Source organism: Silanimonas algicola (assembly GCF_054777375.1).
The window spans coordinates 837,561-861,706 of the sequence record NZ_BAAHAS010000003.1 but is presented as its reverse complement, the minus strand read 5'-3'; the positions used below and the strand labels follow the sequence as shown (position 1 = coordinate 861,706).

Annotated in this window: 19 protein-coding genes and 1 pseudogene; 7 read left to right on the top strand and 13 right to left on the bottom strand. The window is 70.5% G+C overall.

Features of this window, described 5'->3' with window-relative positions; all coding sequences use genetic code 11:
• Window position 1: 1 nt before the first annotated feature.
• Window positions 2–1,903 (top strand): 1-deoxy-D-xylulose-5-phosphate synthase, encoded by a 1,902-nt coding sequence (dxs, locus tag ACYVAK_RS13875; protein WP_461061972.1) that lies wholly within the window; start codon window positions 2–4, stop codon window positions 1,901–1,903.
• Between the two features lie 19 nt (window positions 1,904–1,922).
• Here dxs and ACYVAK_RS13870 read toward each other — a convergent pair whose 3' ends face one another.
• Window positions 1,923–3,146 (bottom strand): cation:proton antiporter, encoded by a 1,224-nt coding sequence (locus ACYVAK_RS13870; RefSeq protein ID WP_461061970.1) that lies wholly within the window; start codon window positions 3,144–3,146, stop codon window positions 1,923–1,925.
• Between the two features lie 169 nt (window positions 3,147–3,315).
• On the opposite strand from ACYVAK_RS13870, the gene ACYVAK_RS13865 reads away from it, so the two are divergent.
• From ACYVAK_RS13865 to chrA, 5 genes are all read left to right on the top strand, one after another.
• Window positions 3,316–4,563: an efflux RND transporter periplasmic adaptor subunit gene (locus ACYVAK_RS13865; RefSeq protein ID WP_461061968.1), complete on the top strand. Its 1,248-nt coding sequence runs from the start codon at window positions 3,316–3,318 to the stop codon at window positions 4,561–4,563.
• Window positions 4,564–4,592: 29 nt separating this feature from the next.
• Entirely contained in the window at window positions 4,593–5,279 is a 687-nt protein-coding gene (locus ACYVAK_RS13860; RefSeq protein ID WP_461062158.1) for an ABC transporter ATP-binding protein, read from the top strand.
• Window positions 5,280–5,292: 13 nt separating this feature from the next.
• Window positions 5,293–6,555: an ABC transporter permease gene (locus ACYVAK_RS13855; RefSeq protein ID WP_461061966.1), complete on the top strand. Its 1,263-nt coding sequence runs from the start codon at window positions 5,293–5,295 to the stop codon at window positions 6,553–6,555.
• Window positions 6,552–7,730, top strand: coding sequence for an ABC transporter permease (locus ACYVAK_RS13850; protein ID WP_461061964.1), 1,179 nt, complete (start codon window positions 6,552–6,554; stop codon window positions 7,728–7,730). Before ACYVAK_RS13855 ends, ACYVAK_RS13850 begins: the two co-directional genes overlap by 4 nt.
• 268 nt (window positions 7,731–7,998) lie before the next feature.
• Entirely contained in the window at window positions 7,999–9,213 is a 1,215-nt protein-coding gene (gene chrA, locus ACYVAK_RS13845) for a chromate efflux transporter (protein ID WP_461061962.1), read from the top strand.
• A gap of 132 nt (window positions 9,214–9,345) precedes the next feature.
• Here chrA and yedA read toward each other — a convergent pair whose 3' ends face one another.
• The 5 genes from yedA to ACYVAK_RS13820 all read right to left on the bottom strand — a co-directional run bounded on the left by yedA (window position 9,346) and on the right by ACYVAK_RS13820 (window position 14,449).
• Complete coding sequence (yedA, locus tag ACYVAK_RS13840) at window positions 9,346–10,227, bottom strand: drug/metabolite exporter YedA (RefSeq protein WP_461061959.1); 882 nt, start codon at window positions 10,225–10,227, stop codon at window positions 9,346–9,348.
• 19 nt (window positions 10,228–10,246) lie between these two features.
• On the bottom strand, window positions 10,247–12,430 hold the full coding sequence (locus tag ACYVAK_RS13835; RefSeq protein WP_461061957.1) for a carboxy terminal-processing peptidase: 2,184 nt from the start codon (window positions 12,428–12,430) through the stop codon (window positions 10,247–10,249).
• Window positions 12,431–12,499: 69 nt separating this feature from the next.
• A complete protein-coding gene (gene lipA / locus ACYVAK_RS13830; protein ID WP_461061955.1) occupies window positions 12,500–13,495 on the bottom strand; it encodes a lipoyl synthase in 996 nt (331 codons plus the stop codon).
• A 16-nt stretch (window positions 13,496–13,511) separates the two neighbouring features.
• On the bottom strand, window positions 13,512–14,189 hold the full coding sequence (gene lipB, locus ACYVAK_RS13825; RefSeq protein ID WP_461061953.1) for a lipoyl(octanoyl) transferase LipB: 678 nt from the start codon (window positions 14,187–14,189) through the stop codon (window positions 13,512–13,514).
• Window positions 14,177–14,449: a YbeD family protein gene (locus tag ACYVAK_RS13820; RefSeq protein WP_461061951.1), complete on the bottom strand. Its 273-nt coding sequence runs from the start codon at window positions 14,447–14,449 to the stop codon at window positions 14,177–14,179. The genes lipB and ACYVAK_RS13820 overlap by 13 nt, the downstream gene beginning before the upstream one ends.
• Window positions 14,450–14,919: 470 nt before the next feature.
• On the opposite strand from ACYVAK_RS13820, the pseudogene ACYVAK_RS13815 reads away from it, so the two are divergent.
• A pseudogene (locus tag ACYVAK_RS13815) lies at window positions 14,920–16,005 on the top strand (methyl-accepting chemotaxis protein); the annotation flags it as partial.
• A gap of 28 nt (window positions 16,006–16,033) precedes the next feature.
• Here ACYVAK_RS13815 and ACYVAK_RS13810 read toward each other — a convergent pair.
• The 7 genes from ACYVAK_RS13810 to mreC all read right to left on the bottom strand — a co-directional run bounded on the left by ACYVAK_RS13810 (window position 16,034) and on the right by mreC (window position 24,136).
• On the bottom strand, window positions 16,034–17,281 hold the full coding sequence (locus tag ACYVAK_RS13810) for a D-alanyl-D-alanine carboxypeptidase family protein (RefSeq protein WP_461061949.1): 1,248 nt from the start codon (window positions 17,279–17,281) through the stop codon (window positions 16,034–16,036).
• Between the two features lie 113 nt (window positions 17,282–17,394).
• Window positions 17,395–18,441, bottom strand: coding sequence for a septal ring lytic transglycosylase RlpA family protein (locus ACYVAK_RS13805; protein ID WP_461061947.1), 1,047 nt, complete (start codon window positions 18,439–18,441; stop codon window positions 17,395–17,397).
• Complete coding sequence (gene mltB, locus ACYVAK_RS13800; protein WP_461061945.1) at window positions 18,441–19,442, bottom strand: lytic murein transglycosylase B; 1,002 nt, start codon at window positions 19,440–19,442, stop codon at window positions 18,441–18,443. Before mltB ends, ACYVAK_RS13805 begins: the two co-directional genes overlap by 1 nt.
• 170 nt (window positions 19,443–19,612) lie before the next feature.
• The gene (gene rodA, locus ACYVAK_RS13795) at window positions 19,613–20,719 is read right to left on the bottom strand and encodes a rod shape-determining protein RodA (protein ID WP_461061943.1); all 1,107 of its coding nucleotides are present in this window, start codon (window positions 20,717–20,719) and stop codon (window positions 19,613–19,615) included.
• A complete protein-coding gene (gene mrdA / locus ACYVAK_RS13790) occupies window positions 20,716–22,665 on the bottom strand; it encodes a penicillin-binding protein 2 (RefSeq protein ID WP_461061941.1) in 1,950 nt (649 codons plus the stop codon). The genes rodA and mrdA overlap by 4 nt, the downstream gene beginning before the upstream one ends.
• Window positions 22,662–23,156, bottom strand: coding sequence for a rod shape-determining protein MreD (gene mreD / locus ACYVAK_RS13785; protein WP_461061939.1), 495 nt, complete (start codon window positions 23,154–23,156; stop codon window positions 22,662–22,664). The genes mrdA and mreD overlap by 4 nt, the downstream gene beginning before the upstream one ends.
• Window positions 23,153–24,136, bottom strand: coding sequence for a rod shape-determining protein MreC (gene mreC / locus ACYVAK_RS13780; RefSeq protein ID WP_461061937.1), 984 nt, complete (start codon window positions 24,134–24,136; stop codon window positions 23,153–23,155). The genes mreD and mreC overlap by 4 nt, the downstream gene beginning before the upstream one ends.
• Between the last annotated feature and the right edge of the window lie 10 nt (window positions 24,137–24,146).

Genomic DNA, 24,146 nt, shown 5'->3' with positions numbered 1-24,146 from the left:
GATGGACCCCCAGCGCTACCCGCGCCTCTCCCGCATCACCCTGCCCGCCGACCTGCGCCAGTTCCCGGAGTCGGAACTGCCTGCCGTCGCCGACGAGCTGCGGGCCTATCTCATTGAATCGGTCGGCCAGAGCGGCGGCCACTTCGGCGCCGGCCTCGGGGTCATCGAGCTCACCGTGGCCCTGCATTGGCTCTACGACACGCCCAACGACCGCCTGGTCTGGGACGTCGGCCACCAGACCTACCCGCACAAGATCCTCACCGGCCGCGGCGATCGCATCACCACGGTGAAGAAGAAGGGCGGCGTCGCGCCCTTCCCGAAGCGCAGCGAGAGCGACTACGACACCTTCGGTGTCGGCCACAGCAGCACCAGCATCTCGGCGGCGCTCGGCATGGCCACCGCCCTGCATCGCGCCGGTGATGCGCGCAAGGTCGTCGCGGTGATCGGCGACGGCGCGATGACGGCCGGCATGGCCTACGAGGCCCTGAACCACGCCGGCGGCATGGACCCGGAACCCGACGTCCTCGTCATCCTCAATGACAACCGGATGTCGATCTCCGAGAACGTCGGTGGGTTGACGAAGATGTTGGCGAAGCTGATGTCGTCGAACACGCTGAACGCGGTGCGCGAGGGCGGCAAGAAGATCCTCGGCGACAAGCGCAAGAGCCCGGCGGCGCGCTTCATGAAACGCTGGGAGGAGCACGCCAAGGGCATGTTCGTGCCCTCGACGCTGTTCGAGGAAATGGGCTTCCACTACACCGGCCCGATCGACGGCCACGACCTGCCGGCGATGCTGCAGGCGATGAAGCTGCTGAAGGGCAAGAAAGGCCCTCAGCTGCTCCACGTCATCACCACCAAGGGCAAGGGCTACGGGCTCGCGGAGGGCGACCAGATCGGCTATCACGCCGTCTCCCCCTTCGACCCGGACCTCGGCGTCGTGAGCAAGGGCGGCGCGAAGAAGCCGACCTACACCGACGTCTTCAGCGACTGGCTCTGCGACGCCGCGGCCGCCGAGCCGAAGCTGCTCGGCATCACCCCGGCGATGCGCGAGGGCTCGGGCCTGGTGCGTTTCAGCAAGGAATTCCCCGAGCGCTATTTCGACGTCGCGATCGCCGAGCAGCATGCGGTGACGCTCGCCGCCGGCATGGCCTGCGAGGGCGCGAAGCCGGTGGTCGCGATCTACTCCACCTTCCTGCAGCGCGGCTACGACCAGCTGGTGCACGACGTCGCCACGCAGAAGCTCGACGTGCTGTTCGCCATCGACCGCGGCGGCGTCGTCGGCCCGGACGGCGCCACGCACGCCGGCAACCTCGACCTCTCCTTCCTGCGCTGCGTGCCGCACATGGTGGTGATGGCCCCGGCCGACGAGGCCGAATGCCGCGCCATGCTCACGACCGGCCTGCGCCACGAGGGCCCGGCCGCGGTGCGCTACCCCCGCGGCACCGGCCCCGGCGTGGCCGTGCCCACCACCCTCGACGTGCTGCCGATCGGCAAGGCCGAGGTGCGCCGCCGCGGCAAGGGCGTCGCCCTGCTCGCCTTCGGCGCGCTGCTGCCGGCCGCTGAGCAGGTGGGCGCCGAGCTCGGCCTCACGGTGGTGAACATGCGCTTCGTGAAGCCGCTCGATCGCGAGCTGCTGCTCGAGCTCGCCGCCACGCACGACGGATTTGTCACTCTCGAGGACAACGTGGTGATGGGCGGCGCCGGCTCGGCGGTGCTGGAGCTGTTCGCGCAGGAGGGCGTGATGAAGCCCACCCTGCTGCTCGGCCTGCCCGACCGCTTCCAGGACCATGCCGCGCGCGAGGAGCTGCTGGCCGAGGCCGGCCTCGACGCCGCCTCCGTCCGGACCGCCGTACTCACGCGCTGGCCGTCTTTGGCCACGCCGGAGCTGAAAGCGGCGGGTTGAGCCCCGCGAGTCCGCAGGCTCAGTGGCCGGCGGCCTTCATCGCGTCAGGAATGCCCGAGGCACCGTAGCGCCGGCGCACCATCGGAATGGTGAGCATCGTGCTGGCCACCGCCATGAGCAGCAGCGCGGTGAAGGCGTCGGCGGAGATGACGCCTTTGTCGAGCAGGATGGTCGCGAAGATGATCTCGATCAGCGCCTTGGTCTGCAGCAGCCAGCCGATCAGGTAGGCCTCGCCGGGCTTCCATCCAAGGATACGCCCCGCGAGCGTGATGCCGATCCGCTTGCCGAGCACCGAGGCCACCAGCAGCACGGCCGCAGCGATGAACACGGCGCTGCCGCCCGCGTCCCACTCGGTGCGCAGGCCGGTGCTGAGGAAGAACACCGGCATCATGAAGACCAGCACGGTGTTGCGGACGAGGTCGAAGCGTTCCTCGGCGAACCAGTGGCGGTCGATGATGACGCCCGCGAGGAAGGCACCGACCATGAAGTGCAGGCCCGCGGCATCGGAGCCCAGCGCGCAGGCCAACAGCCACATCAGGCCCAGCGCCCAACGGTCGAACTCGCCGACGCGCGCGAGACCGCGGCGGACGAAGGGCGCGAGTACGGCGAAAGCCGCGAGAAAACCGACCTGGTGCAGCAGGCGGTCGCCATCGACGAGGATCAGCGCGAGCACGATCCAGATCGCGATGTCGTCGAGACTGGCGTAACGCAGCACCCGCTGGCCGAGCGGCGTGCGCAGGATGCCGAGCTTCTCCATGAAGAGCATGAGGATGGGCAGCGCGGTGACGGCCGCGCCCATGCCGAGCGCGGCGACGAACTGCAGCTCGTTGGCGTTCGGCCCGATCAGGCCGGGCATCCACTGCAACAGCGCCCAAGCCGCGGCGGCACCGACCAGCAGGGGCATGGCGAGTGCGAACCCGGCGGTGACCGTCGTCTCGCGGCGACCGGCCCAGGCCGAACGCAAATCGAGCTCGATGCCCGCCAGCCACAGGAAGATGATCACCGCCCACCAGGCGAGGCCGTTGAGGTTGGCCACCACCGTGGGCTGGAACAGCTGCTGGTGGACCTCGGGGAAGACGGTGCCGGCCACGCCTGGCCCAAGCAGGATGCCGGCGACGATCTGCACCACCACGAGGGGGGCGATGTCCTCGGTCCGCGCCAGCCGCCACACGAGCCACGGCAGGGCGAAGATGCCGAGCATCACGATCAGGTAGGCGGTCTTGGGGTGGATCAGCTCGGCCATGGGGCGATGCGTGGTCTCGGGGAGGCGCCATCCTAGGGCATGGCCATGGCCCCGGGCGGGGGTGGCGCGCCAGCGACTGACTTTCGTCAGTGACGCCGCCCTCGCGGCCTTGGCACAGTGCCTTCATGCCCGGCGCCGCATGCTGCGCGCGCTTTGACCTGGAGCCCCCATGAGCCGTCCGGAAGACCACCTGCGCGACCTGCGCATCGACCGCCGCCCCGGCGCCGCGCGCCCGGCGTCCCGCCGCAAATGGTTCGTCCTCGGCGGGGTCGCCGCCGTCGTCGCCGTTGGCGGCGTGCTGATGTCCGGCCGCCCCACGCCGGTCGACACCAGCGTCGCGCGCGGCGCGGCCGAGGCTGGCCCGCCCACCCTGCTCGACGCCTCGGGCTTCGTCACCGCCCGGCGCATCGCCACGGTGTCGTCGAAGGTCACCGGCCGCGTCGCCGAAGTGCTGATCGAGGAAGGCATGAAGGTCGAGGAAGGGCAGCTGCTGGCCCGCCTCGACCCCACCGACGCCGCGGCGCAGCTTGAACTCGCGGGCGCCCAGCTGGCCTCCAGCGAGTCGCAGCTCGCCGAAGCCCGCACCCAGCTCGCGCTGGCCGAGACCACGCTGAAGCGCCAGCAGGAGCTGATCGGCCGCCAGCTGGTCGCGCAGTCGGCGTTCGACCAGGCCAAGGCCGACCGCGATGCCCGCGCCGCGCGCCTGGCCAGCCTCGAGAAGGCCGTCGAGGTCGCCCGCGACCAGCGCGCGCTGACCGCCATCGGCGTCGACAACACCGAGATCCGCGCGCCCTTCGCCGGCGTGATCGTGGCCAAGGCCGCGCAGCCGGGCGAGATGATTTCGCCGGTGTCGGCGGGCGGCGGCTTCACCCGCACCGGCATCGGCACGCTGGTGGACATGGACTCGCTGGAAGTGAACGTCGACGTCAACGAGGCCTTCATCGGCCGCGTGCAGCCCGCCATGCCCGTCAACGCCGTGCTCAACGCCTACCCGGACTGGACCATCCCGGGCAGCGTCATCGCCATCGTACCCACCGCCGACCGCACCAAGGCCACGGTGAAGGTGCGCATCGCGCTCGACAGCAAGGACCCGCGCATCGTCCCCGACATGGGCGTGCGCGTGAGCTTCCTGGCCCCCGTCGATGCCGACGCGCCGAAGCCCACCGGCGCCTTCGTGCCGGAAGCCGCCATCGTGCAGCCCGCGCCGGCCGCCGAGGGCGAGGAGCCCGCGCGCCCCGCCGTGTTCGTCGTCGAAGACGGCATCGCCCAGCGCGTCGAGGTCACGCTGGGCGAGGAAGCCAATGCCGAACGCCACGTCACCGCCGGCCTGAGTGGCGGCGAAACGGTGATCGTCGCGCCGCCGAAGGGTCTCGCCGACGGTGCGCGCGTGGTGGTCAACGCCGCCGCCGGCCGCTGAGCGACCGCCCCGCCATGAGCACGCCATCGATGTTCCCGCTGGTCGAGATCCGCGACCTCACCAAGACCTACGTGCGCGGCAAACAGCGCGTCGAGGTGCTGCACGGCATCCAGCTCGACATCCCCGAGGGCGATTTCGTTGCGCTGATGGGGCCGTCGGGTTCGGGCAAGACCACCCTGCTGAACCTCATCGGCGGCATTGATTCACCGACCTCGGGCGTGCTGAAGGTGGGCGGCCAGCGCATCGACGACTACGGCGCCGACGAACTCGCGAAGTGGCGCGCCGAAACGGTGGGCTTCATCTTCCAGAGCTACAACCTGATGCCGGTGCTCAGCGCCCAGAAGAACGTCGAGCTGCCCCTGCTGCTCACCGACATGGGCGCCGCCGAGCGCGCCAAGCGCGCGCGCATCGCGCTGGACCTCGTGGGCATCGGCGAACGCGCCGGCCACAAGCCCAACGAACTTTCCGGCGGCCAGCAGCAGCGGGTGGCCATCGCCCGCGCCTTGGTCAGCGACCCCACCCTGCTGATCTGCGACGAGCCCACCGGCGACCTCGACCGGAAAACCGCCGACGAAGTGCTGCGCCTGCTGCAGCGCCTGAATTCGGAGTTCGGCAAGACCATCATCATGGTCACGCACGACCCGAAGGCCGCCGAGTACGCCAAGCGCACGGTGCACCTCGACAAGGGCGCCCTGGTGCAGGAGGCCGCGCACTGAGCGCGGACGACCCATGCTGAAGTACGTCGGCCTCGTGCTCTCGGGCCTCACCCGCAAGAAGCTGCGCACCACGCTGACCTTCCTGTCGCTGCTGGCGGCCTTCACCCTGCTCGGGCTGCTGCAGGCGGTGAACTCGCTGTTCTCCGGGGCCGCCGACTTCCTGGGTGCCAACCGGCTGATCACGCAGGCCAGCACCAGCTTCACCCAGCCGCTGCCGATGCGCCTGATGCCGCAGATCGAGTCGGTGCCGGGCGTGCGCGCGGTCTCGCACTCGCAGTTCTTCGGTGGCCAGTACGGCGACGCGCGCAGCTTCTTCCCGCAGTTCGCGGTGAACCCGCGGCGCCTGCGCGAGACCTACCCCGAGTGGGTGATGGAAGAGGACGCGTGGCGGAACTTCACCTCGACGCAGGACGGCGCGATCGCCGGACGCCTGCTCGCGGAACAGAACGGCTGGAAGGTGGGCGACATCATCCCGCTCAACAGCTTCATCTGGACCAGGGCCGACGGCTCGCGGCTCTGGGAGTGGCGCCTCGTCGGCATCTTCGACGGCAAGGACGAGGAGTGGCAGAAGCGCGCCAGCCTGATGTACCTGAACTACGGCCAGTTCGACGAGGGCCGCAACCCGGGCGCGCGCGGCCTCGCCGGCGTCTTCATCGTGCAGGTCGACGACCCGGCCGACAGCGAACGCATCGCCAGCACCATCGACGCCAAGTTCGCGAACTCGTCCGAGGAAACCAAGACGCAGAGCGAGCAGGAGTTCCAGCTCGGCTTCATCCGCCAGCTGGGCGACATCGGCCTGATCGTCAACCTGATCACCGGCGCGGTGTTCTTCTCCATCCTGTTCCTTACCGGCGTGGCCATGTCGCAGGCGGTGCGCGAGCGCATCCCGGAACTCGCGGTGCTGAAGTGCCTCGGTTTCACCGACCGGAAGGTGATGTGGCTGGTGCTGGCCGAGAGCTTCGCGCTCTGCCTGCTCGGCGCCTTGGCGGGCATGGTCACCGCCAGCCTCGTGATGAAGGGCCTGCCACCGGAGTTCCCGATCGCCGCCGATGGCTTCGTCTGGGCCGTGGCCGGCGCCAGCGTGCTGGTACTCACCGTGCTTGTCGGCCTGCCGCCCGCGCTGACGGCGCAACGCCTGAAGATCGTCGATGCCCTCGCCGGCCGCGCCGGTGATTCCCCGCTCGAACTCGCGCTGCGCAAGGCCATCGAATGGCCGGCCCTGGCTTGGCGCTGGGTGATGGGCCGGCCGCTGCGTCCGGCGGAGAACGACGCATGAGCACGTGGACGCAGGTACGCGAGATCACCCTGATGAACCTGCGCTCGATCCCCGAGCGCCTTGGGCCGTCGCTGGTGATCGTGGTCGGCATCGCCGGCGTGGTCGGCGTGCTCGTGGCCCTGCTCTCGATGTCGTCCGGCCTCAACGAAACGCTGGGCAGCGGCGGCCGCACCGACCAGGTGGTGATCACCCGCGGCGGCAGCAACGGCGAGCTGGCGAGCTTCCTCGCCATCGGCTCGGCCACGCTGATCAAGCAGGACCCCGGGATCGCCCGCGCCGACGACGGCACGCCGCTGGCCAGCGGCGAGCTGATCGTCATCACCGAGGTGCCCCGCCCCGGCCAGCGCACCGGCGCCAACGTCACCCTGCGCGGCGTCGAGCCGGTGGGGCTCTCGCTGCGCGACGGCTTCCGCATCACCCGTGGCCGGCTGTTCCGTCCCGGCGTGCAGGAGCTCGTGGTCGGCGCCGGGGCCGCGGCGCAGTTCACCGGCCTCGAGGTCGGGCGCACGCTGCGCTTCCGTGGGTCGACCTGGACCGTGGTGGGCCACTTCGAAAGCGGCGGCCAATACGACAGCGAACTGTGGAGCGACATCGGCACCGTGCAGAGCGCCTGGCGGCGCAGCGGCGTGTCGTCGATCCTCGCCCAGCTCAAGACGCCGACGGCGCTGCCCGCGATGGCCGCGCGCCTCAAGGAGGACCCGCAGCTCGACGTCGAAGCCAAGACGCAGCTCGACTTCTACCAGGGCCAGAGCGGCCAGCTCACGGCGACGATCGGCATCCTCGCCGGCATCGTCGCCCTGATCATGGCTTTCGGCGCCACGTTCGGCGCGCTCAACACGATGTACTCCGCCGTCTCCGCCCGCACCCGCGAGATCGGCACGCTCCGCGCACTCGGCTTCGGCGCCTCGCCGGTGGTCGCCTCGGTAATGGCGGAAGCCCTGCTGCTCAGCACCTCCGGCGGTGCGCTGGGCGCGCTGTTCGCCTACCTTGCGTTCAACGGCTACGCCGTGAGCACGCTCGGCGGCGGGTTCACGCAGGTGGCGTTCCAGTTCGCCGTGACCCCGCAGCTCGTCGCGATCGGGCTGGGGCTGGCGGTGGGCATCGGCTTCATCGGCGGGCTCGCCCCGGCGATCCGTGCGGCGCGCATCCCGGTGACGTCGGCGCTGCGGGAGTAAGCGTGGTTTGCTGCAGGCGCTGGGCACCGAAGTCGCTTGGAATCCGATCCGGATCGCATGGCATTGCGAACGGCGTTTCGGCCACAGAGGCCGTGCCCGCTTCCGACCCATGGCCAACATCGTCCGGCAGAGGCCTGTGACTCCGTCCAGCAGAGCTCGAATCGCCTCATGTCGGAACCGGCAAAAGCCTTATCGCCAGAAGCACCATGGAGATTCGCCTGCCCTACGATGGAGCAGGGACTGAGTCAGCCGCCCGCACGGAGGCCGCATGAGTGAAGGTCCATCAACGCAGGTTTGGAGCACGGGTCCTGCCAGTGAGGTCTTCCGCGTTTTCCTCCGCCTTGGACTGACATCGTTCGGGGGGCCCGTCGCTCACCTCGCCTACTTCAAGGAGGAGTTCGTCGCACGTCGCCGTTGGCTCGACGAAGCGCAATTCGCCCAGCTGCTTGCGATTTGCCAGTTCCTCCCCGGCCCTGCGAGCAGCCAGATGGGGTTTGCCATCGGCTTGTTCCGGAGCGGATGGACAGGGGCGCTGTTGGCCTTTGTCGGCTTCACCTTGCCCCCGGCGGTATTGATGGTGGGATTCGCCCTCTCGGAGACGCATCTCGACGGCGACATGGGACGCTCCGCCATTCATGGGCTCAAGCTCGTGGCCGTCGTCGTGGTGGCCCATGCCCTGTTCGGCATGGCGAGGCAGTGCGTCCCCGACCTTCGCCGAGCGGTGATTGCCTTGGGCGCTTTCGCGCTGATTACGCTGTCCGGCCAGGCCTGGGGACAGCTGGTGGCGATTGTGGCGGGAGCGGTGCTTAGCCTGTGGCTGTGTCGGCGAGTCGATACGCCCGCGACCACCGTCTTTCCTGTCCGCTACGGACGACGTGGCGGATTTGTCTTTCTGGCGCTGTTCGTCATCGGCCTCGCCTCGGCTTTGGCCATGCCCGATGGCGGCGCCCCCACGATGATCCAAGTCGCGGGAGCGTTCTATCGGGCGGGCGCCCTCGTTTTCGGCGGCGGGCACGTGGTGCTGCCGTTGCTGGAGCAGGCCGTTGTCGATACCGGTTGGGTAGCGCAGGATCGCTTCGTGACCGCCTACGGTGTGGCCCAATCGGTACCCGGCCCGATGTTTTCGCTCGCCGCCTTCCTGGGGGCAGACATCCCGATGGGCCTACCCTTTGCGGCCGGGGCTGTTGTAGCCGTGATGGGCGTCTTCATGCCGGGCTTTCTTCTGCTGCTAGCCGTTTTCCCGATCTGGACGAGCCTGATGCGCCACCCGTCCGCGCCCCGAACCATGGCCGGCATCAACGCAGCCGTCGTCGGGCTGCTGTTCGCCGCTTTCCTCGATCCGATCTTGGTCCAAGGCATGGCGACTCCGATGGACGGTGTCATTGCTGCCGTAGGCTTGGCGATGATGATTTCGCTACGTCTGTCGGCTATTTGGATCGTCATCGGGTGCGTCGGAGCGTCCATGGGCACTTCGCTGCTTTGACGCGGTACGGCGCGGTCCTACCGGCGGCGACGGGAGGCGCGGACTGGCCGCGAACTCTCGCAGCGCGCTCGCAACGCGCCAGCCTCGTTGCGCTCTTGAGGCGCAAGCCCGAAGCGCAGCTCCGGCATGCGCCTACCCCCGCTTCGGCGCCCGCGTCACCAGCACGACGCTCGCCAGGATGACCGCCATGGCGATCCACGTATCCGCGTCGAAGCGCTCGTACAGCACGACGGTGCCCAGCAGCACGGCGATGGCCGGGTTCACGTAGGCATAGGACGTGGCCAGCGCCGGACGCACGTGGTGCAGCAACCACACGTAGGCGGTGAAGCCCACGATCGAGCCGAACAGCGCGAGGTAGACGAGGGCCAGCGTCGACTCCAGTGGCGGCGCGCCGGCGAATCGCTCGCCCAGCAGGAGGGAGGCGATGGCCATCCACACGCCGCCGCAGAGCATCTGGCCCGCGGCGCTCATGAAGGGCGACGGCAGGTCCTGGTCGCGGCTCCACACCGAGCCCCATGCCCAGGACAGGGGCGCCACGATGAGACAGGCCATGCCGAGCCATGACCCGCGCAGCTCGCTGCCGAGGTTCAACAGCGCGACGCCGCCAAGGCCCACGACGATCCCCGTCCACTCCAGTGCGCCGAGCTTGCGGCCGCGCAGGGTGGAGAACACGGCGACGAACAGCGGCATCGAGGCCACGGCGATCGCGGCGAGGCCGCTGCTCACTTCCGTCTGCGCGAGGTTCACCAGCCCGTTGGCGAAGAGCACCATGAAGACGCCCATGGCCGCGAGGTTGCGCCACTGCGCGCGGGTGGGCGGGACCACGCCGCGCCAGCGCAATACGGCATAGAACAGCGCCCCGGCGGCGAGCATGCGGATCGCGCCCATCGCAAAGGGCGGGTAGCCCTGCACCCCGATGGCGATGGCGAGGTAGGTCGAACCCCAGACGAGATACACCGCCGCGAGCGCGGCGGCGACGGCAAGGCGAGGAGGCGAGGCGGCGCTCAACGGCACCGCGGTCCGACGGGAACGCTCACTCCGCCCAACGGGTGGCTTGGCCCGACGCCGGCAGGACGCGGGCGGTCAGGCGTTCGTCGGCGGCGAGCAGGTCCAGCGCGTCGGCCAGCACGTGGGCCGACTCGCGCAGCAGCGGGTCGATGTGGTTTTCCGCCGCCTCCTCGTCGGCCACCTGTTCGGCCACGTCGCGCTCGTCGGCCTGCAGGCCGTCGTCGGCGCGGCTCGGCAGGCTGTCGTCGAGGCCCAGGCGCTTGCGCTCCGCGGCGCGGGCCAAACGCTTGGCCTCGGCCGCCTCGCGCTCGGCGCGGCGGGTGGCCTCGTTCAACGAGATCGTGCCCTCCTCGCGCTCCCTGCGGAACTCGGCCACGTCCTCGCGCCACCAGCCGAACTCGACGTCCTTGGCGACGCGGGCCTCGTGGCGCTGCGCCAAAGGCAGCAGCATCGGTGCGAAATTGCCATAGGTGCGGTGCGTGGCGGGCTGGATTCGACTGGCCGGCAGCGCGTTGTCATAGCTGCTCTCGCCGAACTCGCTGGCATCCAGCGTGACGGGGAAGGCGAGGTCGGGCACGACGCCGTTGAACTGCGTGGTGCCGCCATTGATGCGGAAGAATTGGGCGACGGTGAGCTTCAGCTGGCCGAAGCGCGGCTGGCGGGCACTCTGGAAACGGTCGAGGTCGATGAGGTTCTGCACCGTCCCCTTGCCGAAGGTCGTCTCGCCGATGACCAGGCCGCGGCCGTAATCCTGGATGGCGGCGGCGAAGATCTCGGAGGCCGAGGCGGAGCTGCGGTCGACCAGCACGGCGAGCGGGCCATCCCAGGCCACGCCGGCGACGTCATCGCTCTCGATGCTGACGCGCCCCCCCGCCTCGCGCACTTGCACGACGGGGCCGGTGTCGACGAACAGGCCGGTGAGCTCGACGGCCTCCGTGAGCGACCCTCCACCGTTCCCGCGCAGGTCGACGACCACGCCGTCGACCTTCTCGGCCTTCAGCTCGGCGAGCAGCTTGGCGACGTCCGTGGTGGCGGAGCGCGCGTCGGCGTCGCCGCGGCGCTTGGCCTCGAAATCGGCATAGAACGTCGGCAGGCGGATGACCCCGATGCGCTTGCCGTCCGCCTCGATCATCTGGCGGCGCGCGGCCTGCTCTTCCAGCTTCACGCGGTCGCGGACGATCTCGACGATGCGGTGCGCGCCGTCGATGCCGTTGGCGGCCGGGATGGTGTCGAGACGCACCGTGGTGCCCTTGGCGCCGCGAACGAGCTGCACGACGTCATCGATGCGCCAGCCCATCACGTCGACCATCGGACCGTTGCCCTGCGCCACCGCGACGATGCGGTCACCCACGGCGAGCTGGCCGGTCTTCGCGGCCGGACCGCCCGGCACCAGCGTGCGCACCACCACGTAATCGTCCTGCGACTGCAGCACCGCGCCGATGCCCTCGAGCGAAAGGCGCATCGACATGTTGAAGTTCTCGGCGCTGCGCGGGCTCATGTAGCCCGTGTGCGGGTCGATCGACTCCGTGTAGGCGTTCATGAAGGTCTCGAACGCGTCCTCGGGCTTCAGCTGGTTCACCCGCGTCGCCATCTGCGCGTAGCGCTTGTCCAAGGTGCGGCGGATCTCGTCCGGTGCGCGTCCCGCCAGTTTCAGGCGCAGCCAATCGTTCTTGACGTACTTCTCCCACAGCGAATCGAGCTCGGCGCTGCTGGCGGCCCAAGGCGCGTCCTCGCGCTCGTAGCGCCAGACCTCGTCGGTGCTGAAGTCGAACTCGCCCTGCAGGCGCGCGCGCGCGAAGGCCACGCGCTCGGAGACGCGCAGCATGTAGCGGGTGTAGAGGTCGAAGGCCGGCTGCAGGCTCTGGCCCTTGATGGCGTCATCGAAGCGCCGCTCGTTCTTCTGGAAGGCGTCGATATCGGTCTGGGTGAAGAACAGCTTCTGCCCGTCGAGGCTGTCGAGGTAGCGGTTGAAGATGGCGCTGCTGAGCGCGTCGTCGAGCGGCTTGGGCGCATAGGCGTAGCGGCTGTCGGACAGCACGCCGTACACCATGCGTGCGGCGCCCTGCTGGTCGACGGTCGGACGGAAGGCCGGGGTCGCCGGGGCGGCAGGGGCCGCGGCGCTGCCGGAAGCGGCCGGCGGCGACAGCGCGGCGCCGGCGAGGGCCAGCGGCAGCGCAAGGGCGAGGATGAGGGGCAGCGGCTTCAGCATGGGATGTGGTCCGTCCGTTCGATGCAGCATGCCGCGATGGGGCGGCCGGTCAATGTGCCGGACGTCGCGTCAGGCGATGACGCCCGCCTCGGCCGCCGAACGGTCGGCGTGGTAGGACGAGCGCACCATCGGCCCGGAGGCGACGTGGCTGAAGCCCAGACCGTAGCCGAAGGCCTCGAGTTCCTTGAACTCATCGGGCGTCCAGTAGCGCATCACCGGATGGTGGTGCGGCGTGGGCTGCAGGTACTGCCCGATCGTGATCATGTCGACGTCGTGGTCGCGCAAATGGCGCAGGCATTCCTTCACCTGCTCCATGCTCTCGCCGAGGCCGAGCATGATGCCGCTCTTGGTCGGCACGGACGGGTGCTGGGCCTTGAAGCGCTGCAGCAGCTGAAGCGACCAGTCGTAGTCGGCGCCCGGGCGCACGTTCGCGTACAGCGGGCGCACCGTCTCGAGGTTGTGGTTGAAGACGTCCGGCGGGGCCGTGGCGAGGATCTCGAGCGCGCGGTCCATGCGGCCCTTGCCGCGGAAATCCGGCGTGAGGATCTCGATCTTCAGCTCGGGCGACAGCGCGCGTGCCTCGCGGATGCAGTCGGCGAAATGCTGGGCGCCGCCATCGCGCAGGTCATCGCGGTCCACCGAGGTGATCACCACGTACTTCAGGCGCATGTCGGCGATCGTCTGAGCCAGCTTCCGCGGCTCCGAAGCGTCCGGCGGCTTCGGGCGGCCGTGGGCGACGTCGCAGAAGCTGCAGCGCCGCGTGCAGACCTCGCCGAGGATCATGAAGGTCGCGGTGCCGTGGCTGAAGCACTCGTGGATGTTCGGGCAGCTCGCCTCTTCGCAGACCGTCACCAGCGCGTTCTCGCGAAGCTTCGACTTCAGCTGCTGCACGGCGTTGCCGGCGGGGATGCGCACGCGGATCCAGCTCGGCTTGCGCAGCTTCGGCGCATCCTCGAACTGGACCGGGCTCTTGCCGATCTTGTCGCCGCCGAGCTGCTTCTTGCCCGCCTCGAGCGCGTCGGGCGTCAGCACGGTGAGCGGGATGGTCTTGGTCGGCGTGGACATGGTTCGGGTCGCGTCGTCAGGGCTGGGCGGGCGCCGCGCCGAGGTCCGGCGGGTCGTCGCGCCACTCGGCGGCAAGGCCGAGCTGTCGGCAGAGGTGGGGCACCAGCACGTCGGCCACAAGGCGCAGCTCACCGGGGCCACCGCAGTCTAGCAGCGTGGTCACGGGCTGCCCGGCGTAACCGCAGGGATTGATGCGCTGGAAGGGCTCGAGGTCCATCGCGATGTTGAAGGCGAGGCCGTGGAAGCTGCATCCACGCCGCACGCGCAAGCCGAGCGCCGCGATCTTGGCGCCGTCGGCCGTGTAGACGCCCGGCGCGCCCTCCTTGCGGAAGGCGCCGATGCCGTAGGCGGCACAGGTGTCGATGATCGCCTGCTCGATGCGGTCGACCAGGGCCTTCACGCCGATGCCGAGCCGGCGCAGGTCGACCAGCGGATAGGCCACCAACTGGCCGGGGCCGTGGTAGGTCACCTGCCCGCCGCGGTCCACGGGGATGACCGGGATGTCACCGGCGGCAAGCACGTGCTCGGGCTTGCCCGCCTGCCCGAGCGTGAAGACCGGCTCGTGCTCGACCAGCCAGAGTTCGTCGACCGTGTCGGCACCGCGCCCGTCGGTGAGCGCCTGCATGGCGCGCCACACCGGCGCGTAGGCCTGCCGGCCCAGCCTGCGGACGTATACCGGCCTCAGAGCGTCCACTTCACCGCCGGGTGGGCCCGCAGGGCGCGGTGGGCGGCGTCGTAGTCGTCGCGCGAGCGGGCCATGAAGCTGACGGCGACCGACACATAGGCGCCCTTGGACGAGGCGCGCGTGCGCAGGCTGTCCGGCTCGACGGCAAGGCCGAGGTCACGGAGGGTCGCCGGCACGAGCTCGGGAAGGCCGGCGTCGGCCGCCCCCATGGCGGTGATCTCGAACACGCCGGGGAACTGGAAACCGCGGGATTCAGGGGTGTCGTTCATGGCGTCGATTATCGTCCCCCGCGGTGTGCGGCGGGAAGCCGAGCAGGCCGCACGGGGGCATGGCAGCATCGCGTGGACTCGCCACCGCCCGAGGATCACCAATGGACCCGAGCTCCCCGACCGACGCCGCGACATCGCCCGACGCGGTCGCACTCGCACAGGTGGCTGCCCGGCTGGCCGGCTGTCGGCTCGTCGTCCCCGACCTCGGCGAGGGCCTCGATCCCGGCACCGCCGGGCGCTTGGCGGCCGGCTTCGGCAACCTCGGGGAAGCGATCCGGCAAGCCTCGGCCATGGCCTTGGGCATCGCCGACCTGCTGCCGAGGATCGCCGCCGACAGCGATGCCCTGTCCGAACAGTCGCGCCAGCAGGCCGAGGCCGTGGATGCGGTGCTGGCCGGCACACATGCCCTTCGGGGCGCGTTGAATGCCGCGACCGATGCCTTGCACGGCGCCCGCCGCAACGCCGAGGAGGCCGACCGCGGGGCCGCCGAGGGCCATGCCCAGTCCGAGCAGCTGGCCGAGGCGATGCGCGAAGCACAGGGGCGCGCGAAGCGCATCCACCGGGTGATCGAGGTGATCGACCTCGTCGCTTTCCAGACCCACATCCTCTCGATCAACGCGGCCGTCGAAGCGGCGCACGCCGGCGAGCGCGGCAAGGGATTCGCGGTGGTGGCAGCGGAGGTGCGCACCCTGGCCGACCGCGCGGCGCAGGCGGCCAAGGAGGCGCGCGCCATGGTCGCGGAGGCCGAGCGGGCGCTGGCCACCGGCGGGCAGCGGGCGCAGGAGACGGGCGATCGGCTGAAGGCGCTCGGTGCGCTGGTGGCACGGGCGGGCGCCGGCATGGCCGAGGTCGCCAGCCGTGTCGACGCCCAGGACGCCGCACTCGCGGCGATGGAGGGCACGCTGGCCGACGTCGCGTCGATCAGTCGTGACAACGTCGGGCACGCGGAGCACGTCGCCCAGCTGGCGGCGGACGCGCGCGGCCGCACCGACATGCTTTCCGACTGCGTGCGCCTGTTCGAACTCCCGGCCGACCCGCTTTCCCATCCTCGGCATGCGCGGGTGCAGGCGCTCACCGCCGCGGCGGCCGCCGAGGTCGGCGCGGCCCTCGCCAGGGCCTTGAGCGAGGGCAGGCTGACCCGCGAAGCCCTGTTCTCGACGGCGTACGTCCCCATCCCCGACACCGACCCGACGAAGTTCAGCACGCCGTTCGATGCGGTCTGCGACGCCCTGCTGCCCGACATCCAGGAACCTGTGGCCGCGGCGGAGCCATGGATCGTCTTCGCGATCAGCGCCAATCGCGACGGCTACGTGCCCACGCACAACCTGCGCTTCAGCCAACCGCTCACCGGCGATCGCGCGCGGGATCTCGCCGGCAACCGCACCAAGCGCCTGTTCGGCGACCGCGTCGGCCGCACCGTCGGCCAGCACGAGGACCCTTGGAAGCTGCAGGTCTACCGCCGCGACACCGGCGAGATCGTGTTCGACATGAGCGTCCCGATCCTCGTCGACGGCTCGCACTGGGGCGGCTTCCGGATCGGCTACGCCCTCGGCTGAGGCCCGACCCGCCGCGACCGGACGCCGATCACTCGGCGTTCCACCACATCAGGAACTCGTCGTACATGCGGCCGAAGAAGCCGGCTTCGGCGACAGGCTTCAGCGCCACCAGCGGCGCCGAAGCCACTTCCTTGCCGTCGAGCATGACGCGCACCGTGCCGATGGCCTGGCCCTGGGCGAGCGGCGCGACGATCTGCTTCGGCACGTCGATCTGCGGCTTGAGGTCGCCGTAGCGGCCGCGCGGCAGCGTGACCAGCACCGGCTGCGTCACGCCGAGTTCGACCGTCCCTTGCTCGCCCTTGAACAGCGGCTGGGTGGCCAGCGGGGCGCTGCCGCCAAACAGCGCGTGCGTCTCGTAGAAGCGGAAGCCCCAGTTGAGCAGGGCGAGGTTGTCGCCTTCGCGGATGCGGAACGCATCGGTGCGCGAGTCGGTCTGGATGCCCATCACGACCGAAATCAGGCGCATGTCGCCGCGCTTGGCCGAGGCCGCGAGGTTGTAGCCGGCGTTGCGGGTGTGGCCGGTCTTGATGCCATCGACGCTCGGGTCCTTCCACAGCAGGCCGTTGCGGTTGTGCTGGGTGATGCCGTTCCAGGTGAATTCCTTCAGCGAATGCAGCGCATAGGCCTCGGGGAAGTCGCGGATCATCGCGCGGGCCAGCAGGGCCATGTCGCGCGCCGTCACCACCTGCCCCTCCGCGTCGAGGCCATGGGCGTTGACGAAGCGGCTGTTGGTCATGCCGATCTTCGCGGCGTAGCTGTTCATCAGGTCGGCGAAGGCCTCCTGCGTGCCGGCCACGTGCTCCGCCATCGCGATCGAGGCGTCGTTGCCGCTTTGCACGACCATGCCGGTCAGCACGGCATCGAGCGGCGCACGGGTGTTCACGTCGAAGCCGGAGTAGCTGCCCGCCGTGCCCGCGCCCCCCTCGCGCCAGGCGCGCTCGGAGATCAGCACCTGGTCGTCCTTCCTGATGCGACCCGCGGCCAATTCCGAGGCGACGACGTAGGCCGTCATCACCTTGGTCATCGATGCGGGCGCGCGCGGGGTGTCGATGTTCTGGCCGGCCAGCACCTGCCCGCTGGTGGCATCCATCAGGATCCAGGCCGCGCCCTGCGAGGCCGGCGCCGGCGGGATCGCCACCGGGACGGCGGCCGGGGCCGGCAGGCTCGGCCGCGGCACGGCGACCGGCTGTGGCACGGGTTGCGGCGTGGGCGTCTGGGCGACGGCGAACGTGGCGGCGACGATCAGGGGAAGCGCGATCAGGGACGGGCGACGCATGGGACGACGGGACTCCGGGGTGCGGGGAGCGCGGTGGCCGCGCTTGGAAAAGGAGGAAGGTTAAGGCGCGGCGGCTGAATCGCAGGCCGGGGTGCGGCGCAGGAGCAGCCGTTTCAGGGCTCCGCGCTGAAGAGCCGCGGGGTCGCCAGGCCGCTGTCGAGGATGCGGGCGGCCAGCGCCTGCGCCGCCTCCACGGCCTGGGCCGGGAATCGCACGCGCCAGACGCTGCGCTCACCGACGATGGCGTGGTCCAGTTCGGCGCCATCGACGCCCGCTTCCGCGAGGCGTTCAACGAGGCGCTCGGCATTCATGCGATCGCCGAAGCTGCCCACCTGCACGACCTGCGGCCCCGTGCCCGCCGGAGCGGGCGCGGCCGGACGCTCCGCGGCCGGGGGCACCGGCCCCCGCCAGCGGTTCGCGGGCACGGGCGCCGTGGGACGCGACGGCGCGGCGGACGCCGGCGGGACGGCATCGGCCAGCAGGGTGTCGTCGGGCCCCATCAACGCGCGCACCTCGACGCGGGCGGTGCCAGCCTGCTTCATGTCGAGGCGGGTCGCCGCAGCGTAGGACAGATCGATGATGCGGCCGGCGTGGAACGGCCCTCGATCGTTCACCCGAACCACGACGCTGCGGCCGTTGTCGAGGTTGGTGACGCGCACGTAGGTCGGCAGCGGCAGCGTCTTGTGCGCGGCCGTGAAGGCGCACATGTCGTACCGCTCGCGGCTGGAGGTGTGGCGCCCGTGGAACTTGTAGCCGTACCAGCTGGCGATGCCGCGCTCCTCGTAGCCTTCCGCCGAGTCCATCACCCGGTAGGTGCGGCCCAGCACGCTGTAGGTCTCTCGGTTGCCATAGCGCGATTTCGGCTCGCGGCGCGGGACCGGCTCGGGGATGTTCGACACGTCGATGGCCACGGGCGGCGGGCGGTCGGCCACGCCGGGCGCGTAGAGGCCACCCGCGGTGTAGAGGGACTCGTCGTGCTCGCGCATCGGCACGCAGTTCGGCGCCGGCGGAAGGGCGTCGACGCTGGCCGCGCCGCCATCGGGCAGCGGTCGCACGCGGCTGCCCGCCTCCCCGGCGAAAGGATCGGGCCTCGGCTTCGGCGCGCTGCCGCAGGCCGCGAGCAGCAGCGAGGCCATGACGAGCGCAGCGACGCGCGGCATCACGGCGCGACGTCGCCCGTGATGATCTCGTCGGCGAGCTGGTGCACCGCCAAGGCGTACATCGGCGAGCGGTTGTAGCGGGTGATCACGTAGAAGTTGCGGAATCCGAGCCAGTGCTCGGTGCCCTCCGCCCCTTCCAGCGTCACCAGCGTGGCCGGCGCGTCATGGCCCGCAGCCTCGGCCGGGCGGAAGCCCTTCTCGCCCAGTTCGGCGAGGTCGTAGCGCGGCTCGAGGTCGGGCGGCACGAACGCCGCCCCCTCGTTGGCCTTGGCACGCGCGACGACGGGGCGGCCCTTCTCCCACCCGTGCGCGACGAAATAGTTGGCGATCGACGCGAATACGTCGGGCAGCGAGCCGAACAGGTCGCGCTTGCCGTCGCCATCGCCGTCCTTCGCGTACGCGCGGTAGCTGGACGGCATGAACTGGCCCCAGCCCATCGCGCCGGCGTAGCTGCCCTTCTGCGCCGGGATGTCGATGCCCTCCTCGCGGGCCAGCAGCAGCGACTGCGCCAGCTCGTCGCGGAAGAACGCACCGCGCATGGCCTCGCGCTCCGGGTTGCCGAGCTTCGGGTAGTGGAAGCCCAGCGTGTACAGCGCGTCCAGCACGTCGAAGCTGCCGGTGATGCGGCCGTAGGCGGTCTCGACGCCGATGATGGCGACGATGTACTGCTTCGGCACGCCGGTCTCGTCCTCGACCTTCTGTAGCGCCTCGCGGTGCTCGGCGAGGAAACGGCGGCCACCGGCGACGCGGGCGTCGGTGATGAAGATCGGGCGGTAGTCCTTCCACGGCTTCACGCGCTCCGCGGGCCGCGACATCGCATTGACGATGCTCTGCTGGTAAGTGGCCTTGGCCAGCCAGCCTTCGATCTCGGCCTCGGAAAGCCCGTACTTGGCGGTGGCTTCGGCGATGAAGGCGGCCTTGGCCGCGGGGTCGGTTTCGGCGGCCGAGGCCGGGAGGACGAGGGCCGCGAAAAGCGCGGCGGACAGCGGGGCGAAACGCATCGGGATCAGGCCGGGGCATCCGCGCGACGACGGTCGCGCTGTGCCGCGGAATTTACCATGCAGCCCCATGGGGAATGTGCGAGGAAAGCCCGCGACACCTCGGCCATCTCGCGAGTTGCTTGCACGCCCATGCCTCGCAGGGCGGCAGGCGCTCGCCGAGCACTCCCGCCTCACCCACCCCAAGTCCGCCGATGCGCACCGGCCGCCATCACCATCCCGAACCCCGCGAGCAGCGATACCGCCGACGTGCCGCCATAGCTCAGCAACGGCATCGGCACGCCGACCACGGGCAGGAAGCCCGCCACCATGCCGGCGTTCACGATCACGTAGACCGAGAAGGTCAGCGCCAAGGCCCCGGCGAGGAGGCGCCCATAGGTGTCGCGCGCCTGCGAGGCCAGCCACAACGAGCGGGCGACAACGAAGAGATACAGCGCCAGCAGGAGCAGCACGCCGAACCAGCCGAACTCCTCGGCGTACACCGAGAACACGAAATCGGTCGTGTGTTCGGGCAGGAAATCGAGGTGGGCCTGGGTGCCCTGCCCCCAGCCTTTGCCCGTTGCACCGCCGGAGCCGATGGCGATCTTCGACTGGATGATGTTCCAGCCCTCGCCGAGCGGGTCCGATTCGGGGTCGAGGAACGTGAAGACGCGGGCTTTCTGGTAGGGCATCAGGAACTGCCAGCCCACCGGCATCGCGGCCAAGCCCAAGGCCGCGAACAGCCCGATGCGCCACCAGGCGATGCCGGCAAGGAACACGGCGAACACCCCGGAGGCGCCGACCAGCAGGCCGGTGCCGAAGTCGGGCTGGAGAACGGTGAGACCCACCGGCAGGCCGATGATGGCGGCGGTGATGCCCAGCGTGCGCCACTGCGGGGGCAGGACCGCCTGGTGCAGGAACCAGGCCACCATCATCGGCACGCTGAGCTTGAGCAGCTCGCCAGGCTGCAGGTAGAACACCTTCAGGTCGATCCACAGGTTCGCGCTGCGGCCGGTGCCGACGACGAACACCAGGCCCAGCAGCACGAGGCTCGCGAGGTAGGCCAGCGGCGTCCATTGCCGCAGCGTGGACGGCGCGACACGCGACAGGGCCACCAGGGCGCCGAGACCAACGGCGAAACGCGCGGCCTGCTTCAACACCGCGTCGAGGTCGCCGCCGGCGCTGGCCTGAACGACGAGGCTGATGGCCATGATGGCGCACAACCCGAGCAGCAGCGGCAGATCCAACTTGTCGAGCCAACGCCAGGCGAAAGCACTGGTGGCGCGCAGGAGCAGGTTCATCCGCGAGGCTCCGTGGTGGGCACCGGGATCACGACCGGCCCGTCGGGCGCCGATGCGGGCGCCGAGGTGGGAGCCTCGGCCCGGACGGCCGGCGGTGGCCCCATCCATGCATCGAAGATGCGCCGGGCGACCGGCGCCGCCGCGGTGGAACCGGACCCGCCATGTTCGACGACGAGGGCCAGCGCGATGGTCGGTGCGTCGGCGGGCGCGTAGCCGACGAACAGGGCCTGGTGGCGCAGGTGGTAGGGCAGCTTCGCCGGATCGAGGCGCTCGGTGCCTTGTCGGCTCACGCGCTGCGCCGTGCCGGTCTTTCCGGCCATCAGGTAGTGCGCCCCGGCCGCCGCGCGCGCCGCCGTCCCGGTCGGGCCGTGCATCGTGGCGACGAGCCCCTCGCGCACGGCGGCGAGATGGGCCGGATCATCCACCACCGGCAGGGCCGGCGGCTGCGGTTCGGGCCTGCGGGGCGCACCGAAACCGGCCTGCGTGGCGCGGACGAGGTGGGGGCGCCGAAGCTGGCCGTCCCCGGCCAGCACGGCCGTGCCTTGGGCGAGCTGCAGCGGCGTGGTCACCCAGTAGCCCTGCCCGATGCCGGCGATCACCGTTTCGCCGGGAAACCACGCCTGCCGGAAGCGCCGCTGCTTCCAGGCACGACTCGGCAGCACGCCCGCGACTTCGCCGGTGAGGTCGATGCCGGTGGGCTTGCCGAAGCCCATGCGGTCGAAATCGGCGCTGATGCGGTCGATGCCCAGCTTCATCGCGAGGTCGAAATAGTAGGTGTTCACCGACTGCGCCAGCGACTCGCGCAGGTTCACCGCGCCATGGCCGCCGGGGCGCCAATCACGGTACTCGCGCGCCTGGCCCGGCAACCGGTAGGCACCGGTGGAGAACACGGTGGTCTCGGGGGTGATCAGGCCTTCTTCCAGTCCCGCCAGCGCCATGAAGGGCTTCAGCGTCGAGCCGGGCGGGAAGCCGCCCAGCACGTTGCGGTTGAACAGCGGCCGGGCCACGTCCTCGTTGAGCCGCCGGTAGTCGTTGAAGGAGATGCCGCCGACGAACAGGTTGGGGTCGTAGCTCGGCAGGCTGACCATGGCGAGGATCTCGCCGGTCGTCGGGTCGATCGCCACGGCAGCGCCGTGCTGGCCCTGGAAGGCCTCGACCATGGCCTTCTGCAGGGCGATGTCGATGCTCAGGTGCAGGTCGGCGCCAGGCTTGGCGTCATGCCGTCGCAGAACGCGCAACGGACGGTTCTCGACGTTGGTCTCGACCTCCTGGTAGCCGACGTCGCCGCGCAGCCGGCTCTCGTAGAAGCGCTCGAGGCCGGTCTTGCCGATGTGCGGCAGCGCCGCGAAGCGCGACTCCCCGCGCGCTTCCATCGCATCGATGTCGTCCTGGTCGATGCGCCCGACGTAGCCGACGATATGCGCCGTGAGCTCGCCAAACGGATAGCGCCGCGTCAGGTAGGGCACGACCTCGACGCCGGGGAAACGGTGGCGGTCGACCGCGAGCCGCGCGATCTCCTCCTCCGACAGGCGGAGCTTCAACGCGATCGGCTTGAAGCGCCGCGACCCCTTGCGGGCGTTATCGAAACGGCGCAGCTCGTCGTCCGACAAGGCCACGCGCTCGCGCAGCGCCGCCAGCAGCTGCGGCATGTCCTCGACCCGCTCCGGGACGATGTCGAGCCGGTACGCCGGGGCGTTGTCGGCCAGCAGCACGCCGTTGCGGTCATAGACGAGGCCGCGCGCCGGCACGATCGGATCGAGCCGGATGCGGTTCTCCTCCGAGCGCGTGGCGTACTCCTCGTGCTTCTGGATCTGCAGATGGCCGTAGCCCAGCGCCAGGGCGCCCAAGGCCGCGGCGACGCCGAGCGCCGCCAACAAGGCGCGGCGGCGGAACTGCTCACCTTCGGCCGCGGCGTTGCGGACCGGCCGGGCGCGCCACCGCCTCATCGGCTGCCGGCCCGCTCGCGGTGCCGCAGGCGCAGCGCATCCAGCAGCAGGAAGCCCCAAGGCCACACCACCAGCGCGACCAGCGGCGCCAGCGCAGCCCCCCAGCCCGGCAGGCCCGCGCCAGCGATCAGGCGGATCGACGTCATCAGGGCAAGGTCGTTCAACAGCAGCAGGCCCACGGCCGCCGACTGCTGCCACAGCGGGAAGAACCGCAGTTGCGCACGGAAACGCTGGACGAGGAACACCAGCACCGCCATGCGCAACGCCTGCTCGCCGAGCAGCGTTCCGGCGACCACGTCGGCCAGCAGGCCAACGCTCCAGGCCAGCGCCATGCCGCCGCGGCCCGGCGACTCCAGCGCCCAATACACCAGGACCAGCGCCATCAGGTTCGGACGCAGGCCGTCGAACGGTGCGGGCAGCGGCAGCACGAGGAACAGCAGGGCGAAAGCGAGGCTGCCGAGACGCAACCAGACGGGCGCGTCGCGATTCATGCGCGCGGCTCCGGAGCCCTTGCCAGCGCCGGGCCCGCCGGTGGCGTCGCCAGGGTCACGGGCGCCTTGGCCGGTGCGTCTGGCGCGCCGGGCTCGGGGTCGCGATAACCGGGGGGGATGGGCGGCCCGACCTCGATGTCGATCTCGCCGCGCATCACCAGCAGCACTTCAAGGCCGCGGTCGAGCTGGGCCGCCGGTGCCACGTCAGCCACCAGGAACAGCCGGGTGTCGTCCGGACCGACCGCACGCACCGTACCGACGGCGAAACCGGCAGGGAATCGGCCACCGATACCCGAGGTGACGAGGAGGTCGCCCTCGCGGATATCGGCGGACTGCGGGATGTTGGGTACGCGGAGGGTGTCGCTCTGGCCCGTCCCAACGGCAACGAGCCGCAGGCCGGTGCGGACGACCTGCACCGGGACCGAATGGCTGGCATCCGTGAGCAGCAGGGCCGTGGCCCCGTGCTCGGAGACCTGCACGACCTGCCCCAGCATGCCGCCGGCATCGATCACCGCTTGCCCGACCTCGACCCCTTCGGCGCTGCCGCGGTCGAGCCGCACGCGCTGGCGCCACGGGTCGAGATCGACGTCGATGATGCCGGCCATCTGCACGGCCAGCCGGAAATCGCCCTTGCCTCCGAGCAGGGCCCGAAGGCGCTGGTTCTCGCGCGCCACCGCCTGCAAGCGGGCGAGCTGGGCGTCGCGAAGCTGCAATTCACGGCGGAGGGTGATGGTCTCGTCGGCCAGCACCTGCTGGCGGCTCAGCGCGGTGTCGGCCCAGCGCCACAGCGCGGCCGGTAAGGCGGCAAGGCGCCAGACCGGCTCGGCCGCGGTGGACAGGACGGCGCGAACCTTCGGCGACAGGTCGCCGCGATGGTCGGCGACCATCAGCGCGGCGGAAAGCGTGATGCAGGCCAGCAGCGGCAGCGTGCCGGCGGCCGTCTCCGAGAGCTTCGGCGCTGGCGATCCGGCGTGGATCACGGGTGACGGG

Coding starts and splice junctions, on each gene's coding strand:
- ACYVAK_RS13865 (WP_461061968.1), top strand. CDS start 3,316: ATGAGCCGTCCGGAAGACCACCTGCGCGACCTGCGCATCGACCGCCGC.
- ACYVAK_RS13810 (WP_461061949.1), bottom strand. CDS start 17,281: ATGCGTCGCCCGTCCCTGATCGCGCTTCCCCTGATCGTCGCCGCCACG.
- dxs (WP_461061972.1), top strand. CDS start 2: ATGGACCCCCAGCGCTACCCGCGCCTCTCCCGCATCACCCTGCCCGCC.
- mltB (WP_461061945.1), bottom strand. CDS start 19,442: ATGCGTTTCGCCCCGCTGTCCGCCGCGCTTTTCGCGGCCCTCGTCCTC.
- rodA (WP_461061943.1), bottom strand. CDS start 20,719: ATGAACCTGCTCCTGCGCGCCACCAGTGCTTTCGCCTGGCGTTGGCTC.
- ACYVAK_RS13855 (WP_461061966.1), top strand. CDS start 5,293: ATGCTGAAGTACGTCGGCCTCGTGCTCTCGGGCCTCACCCGCAAGAAG.
- ACYVAK_RS13870 (WP_461061970.1), bottom strand. CDS start 3,146: ATGGCCGAGCTGATCCACCCCAAGACCGCCTACCTGATCGTGATGCTC.
- ACYVAK_RS13850 (WP_461061964.1), top strand. CDS start 6,552: ATGAGCACGTGGACGCAGGTACGCGAGATCACCCTGATGAACCTGCGC.
- mreD (WP_461061939.1), bottom strand. CDS start 23,156: ATGAATCGCGACGCGCCCGTCTGGTTGCGTCTCGGCAGCCTCGCTTTC.
- ACYVAK_RS13805 (WP_461061947.1), bottom strand. CDS start 18,441: ATGCCGCGCGTCGCTGCGCTCGTCATGGCCTCGCTGCTGCTCGCGGCC.
- mrdA (WP_461061941.1), bottom strand. CDS start 22,665: ATGAGGCGGTGGCGCGCCCGGCCGGTCCGCAACGCCGCGGCCGAAGGT.
- ACYVAK_RS13835 (WP_461061957.1), bottom strand. CDS start 12,430: ATGCTGAAGCCGCTGCCCCTCATCCTCGCCCTTGCGCTGCCGCTGGCC.
- lipA (WP_461061955.1), bottom strand. CDS start 13,495: ATGTCCACGCCGACCAAGACCATCCCGCTCACCGTGCTGACGCCCGAC.
- ACYVAK_RS13860 (WP_461062158.1), top strand. CDS start 4,593: ATGTTCCCGCTGGTCGAGATCCGCGACCTCACCAAGACCTACGTGCGC.
- chrA (WP_461061962.1), top strand. CDS start 7,999: ATGAGTGAAGGTCCATCAACGCAGGTTTGGAGCACGGGTCCTGCCAGT.
- ACYVAK_RS13820 (WP_461061951.1), bottom strand. CDS start 14,449: ATGAACGACACCCCTGAATCCCGCGGTTTCCAGTTCCCCGGCGTGTTC.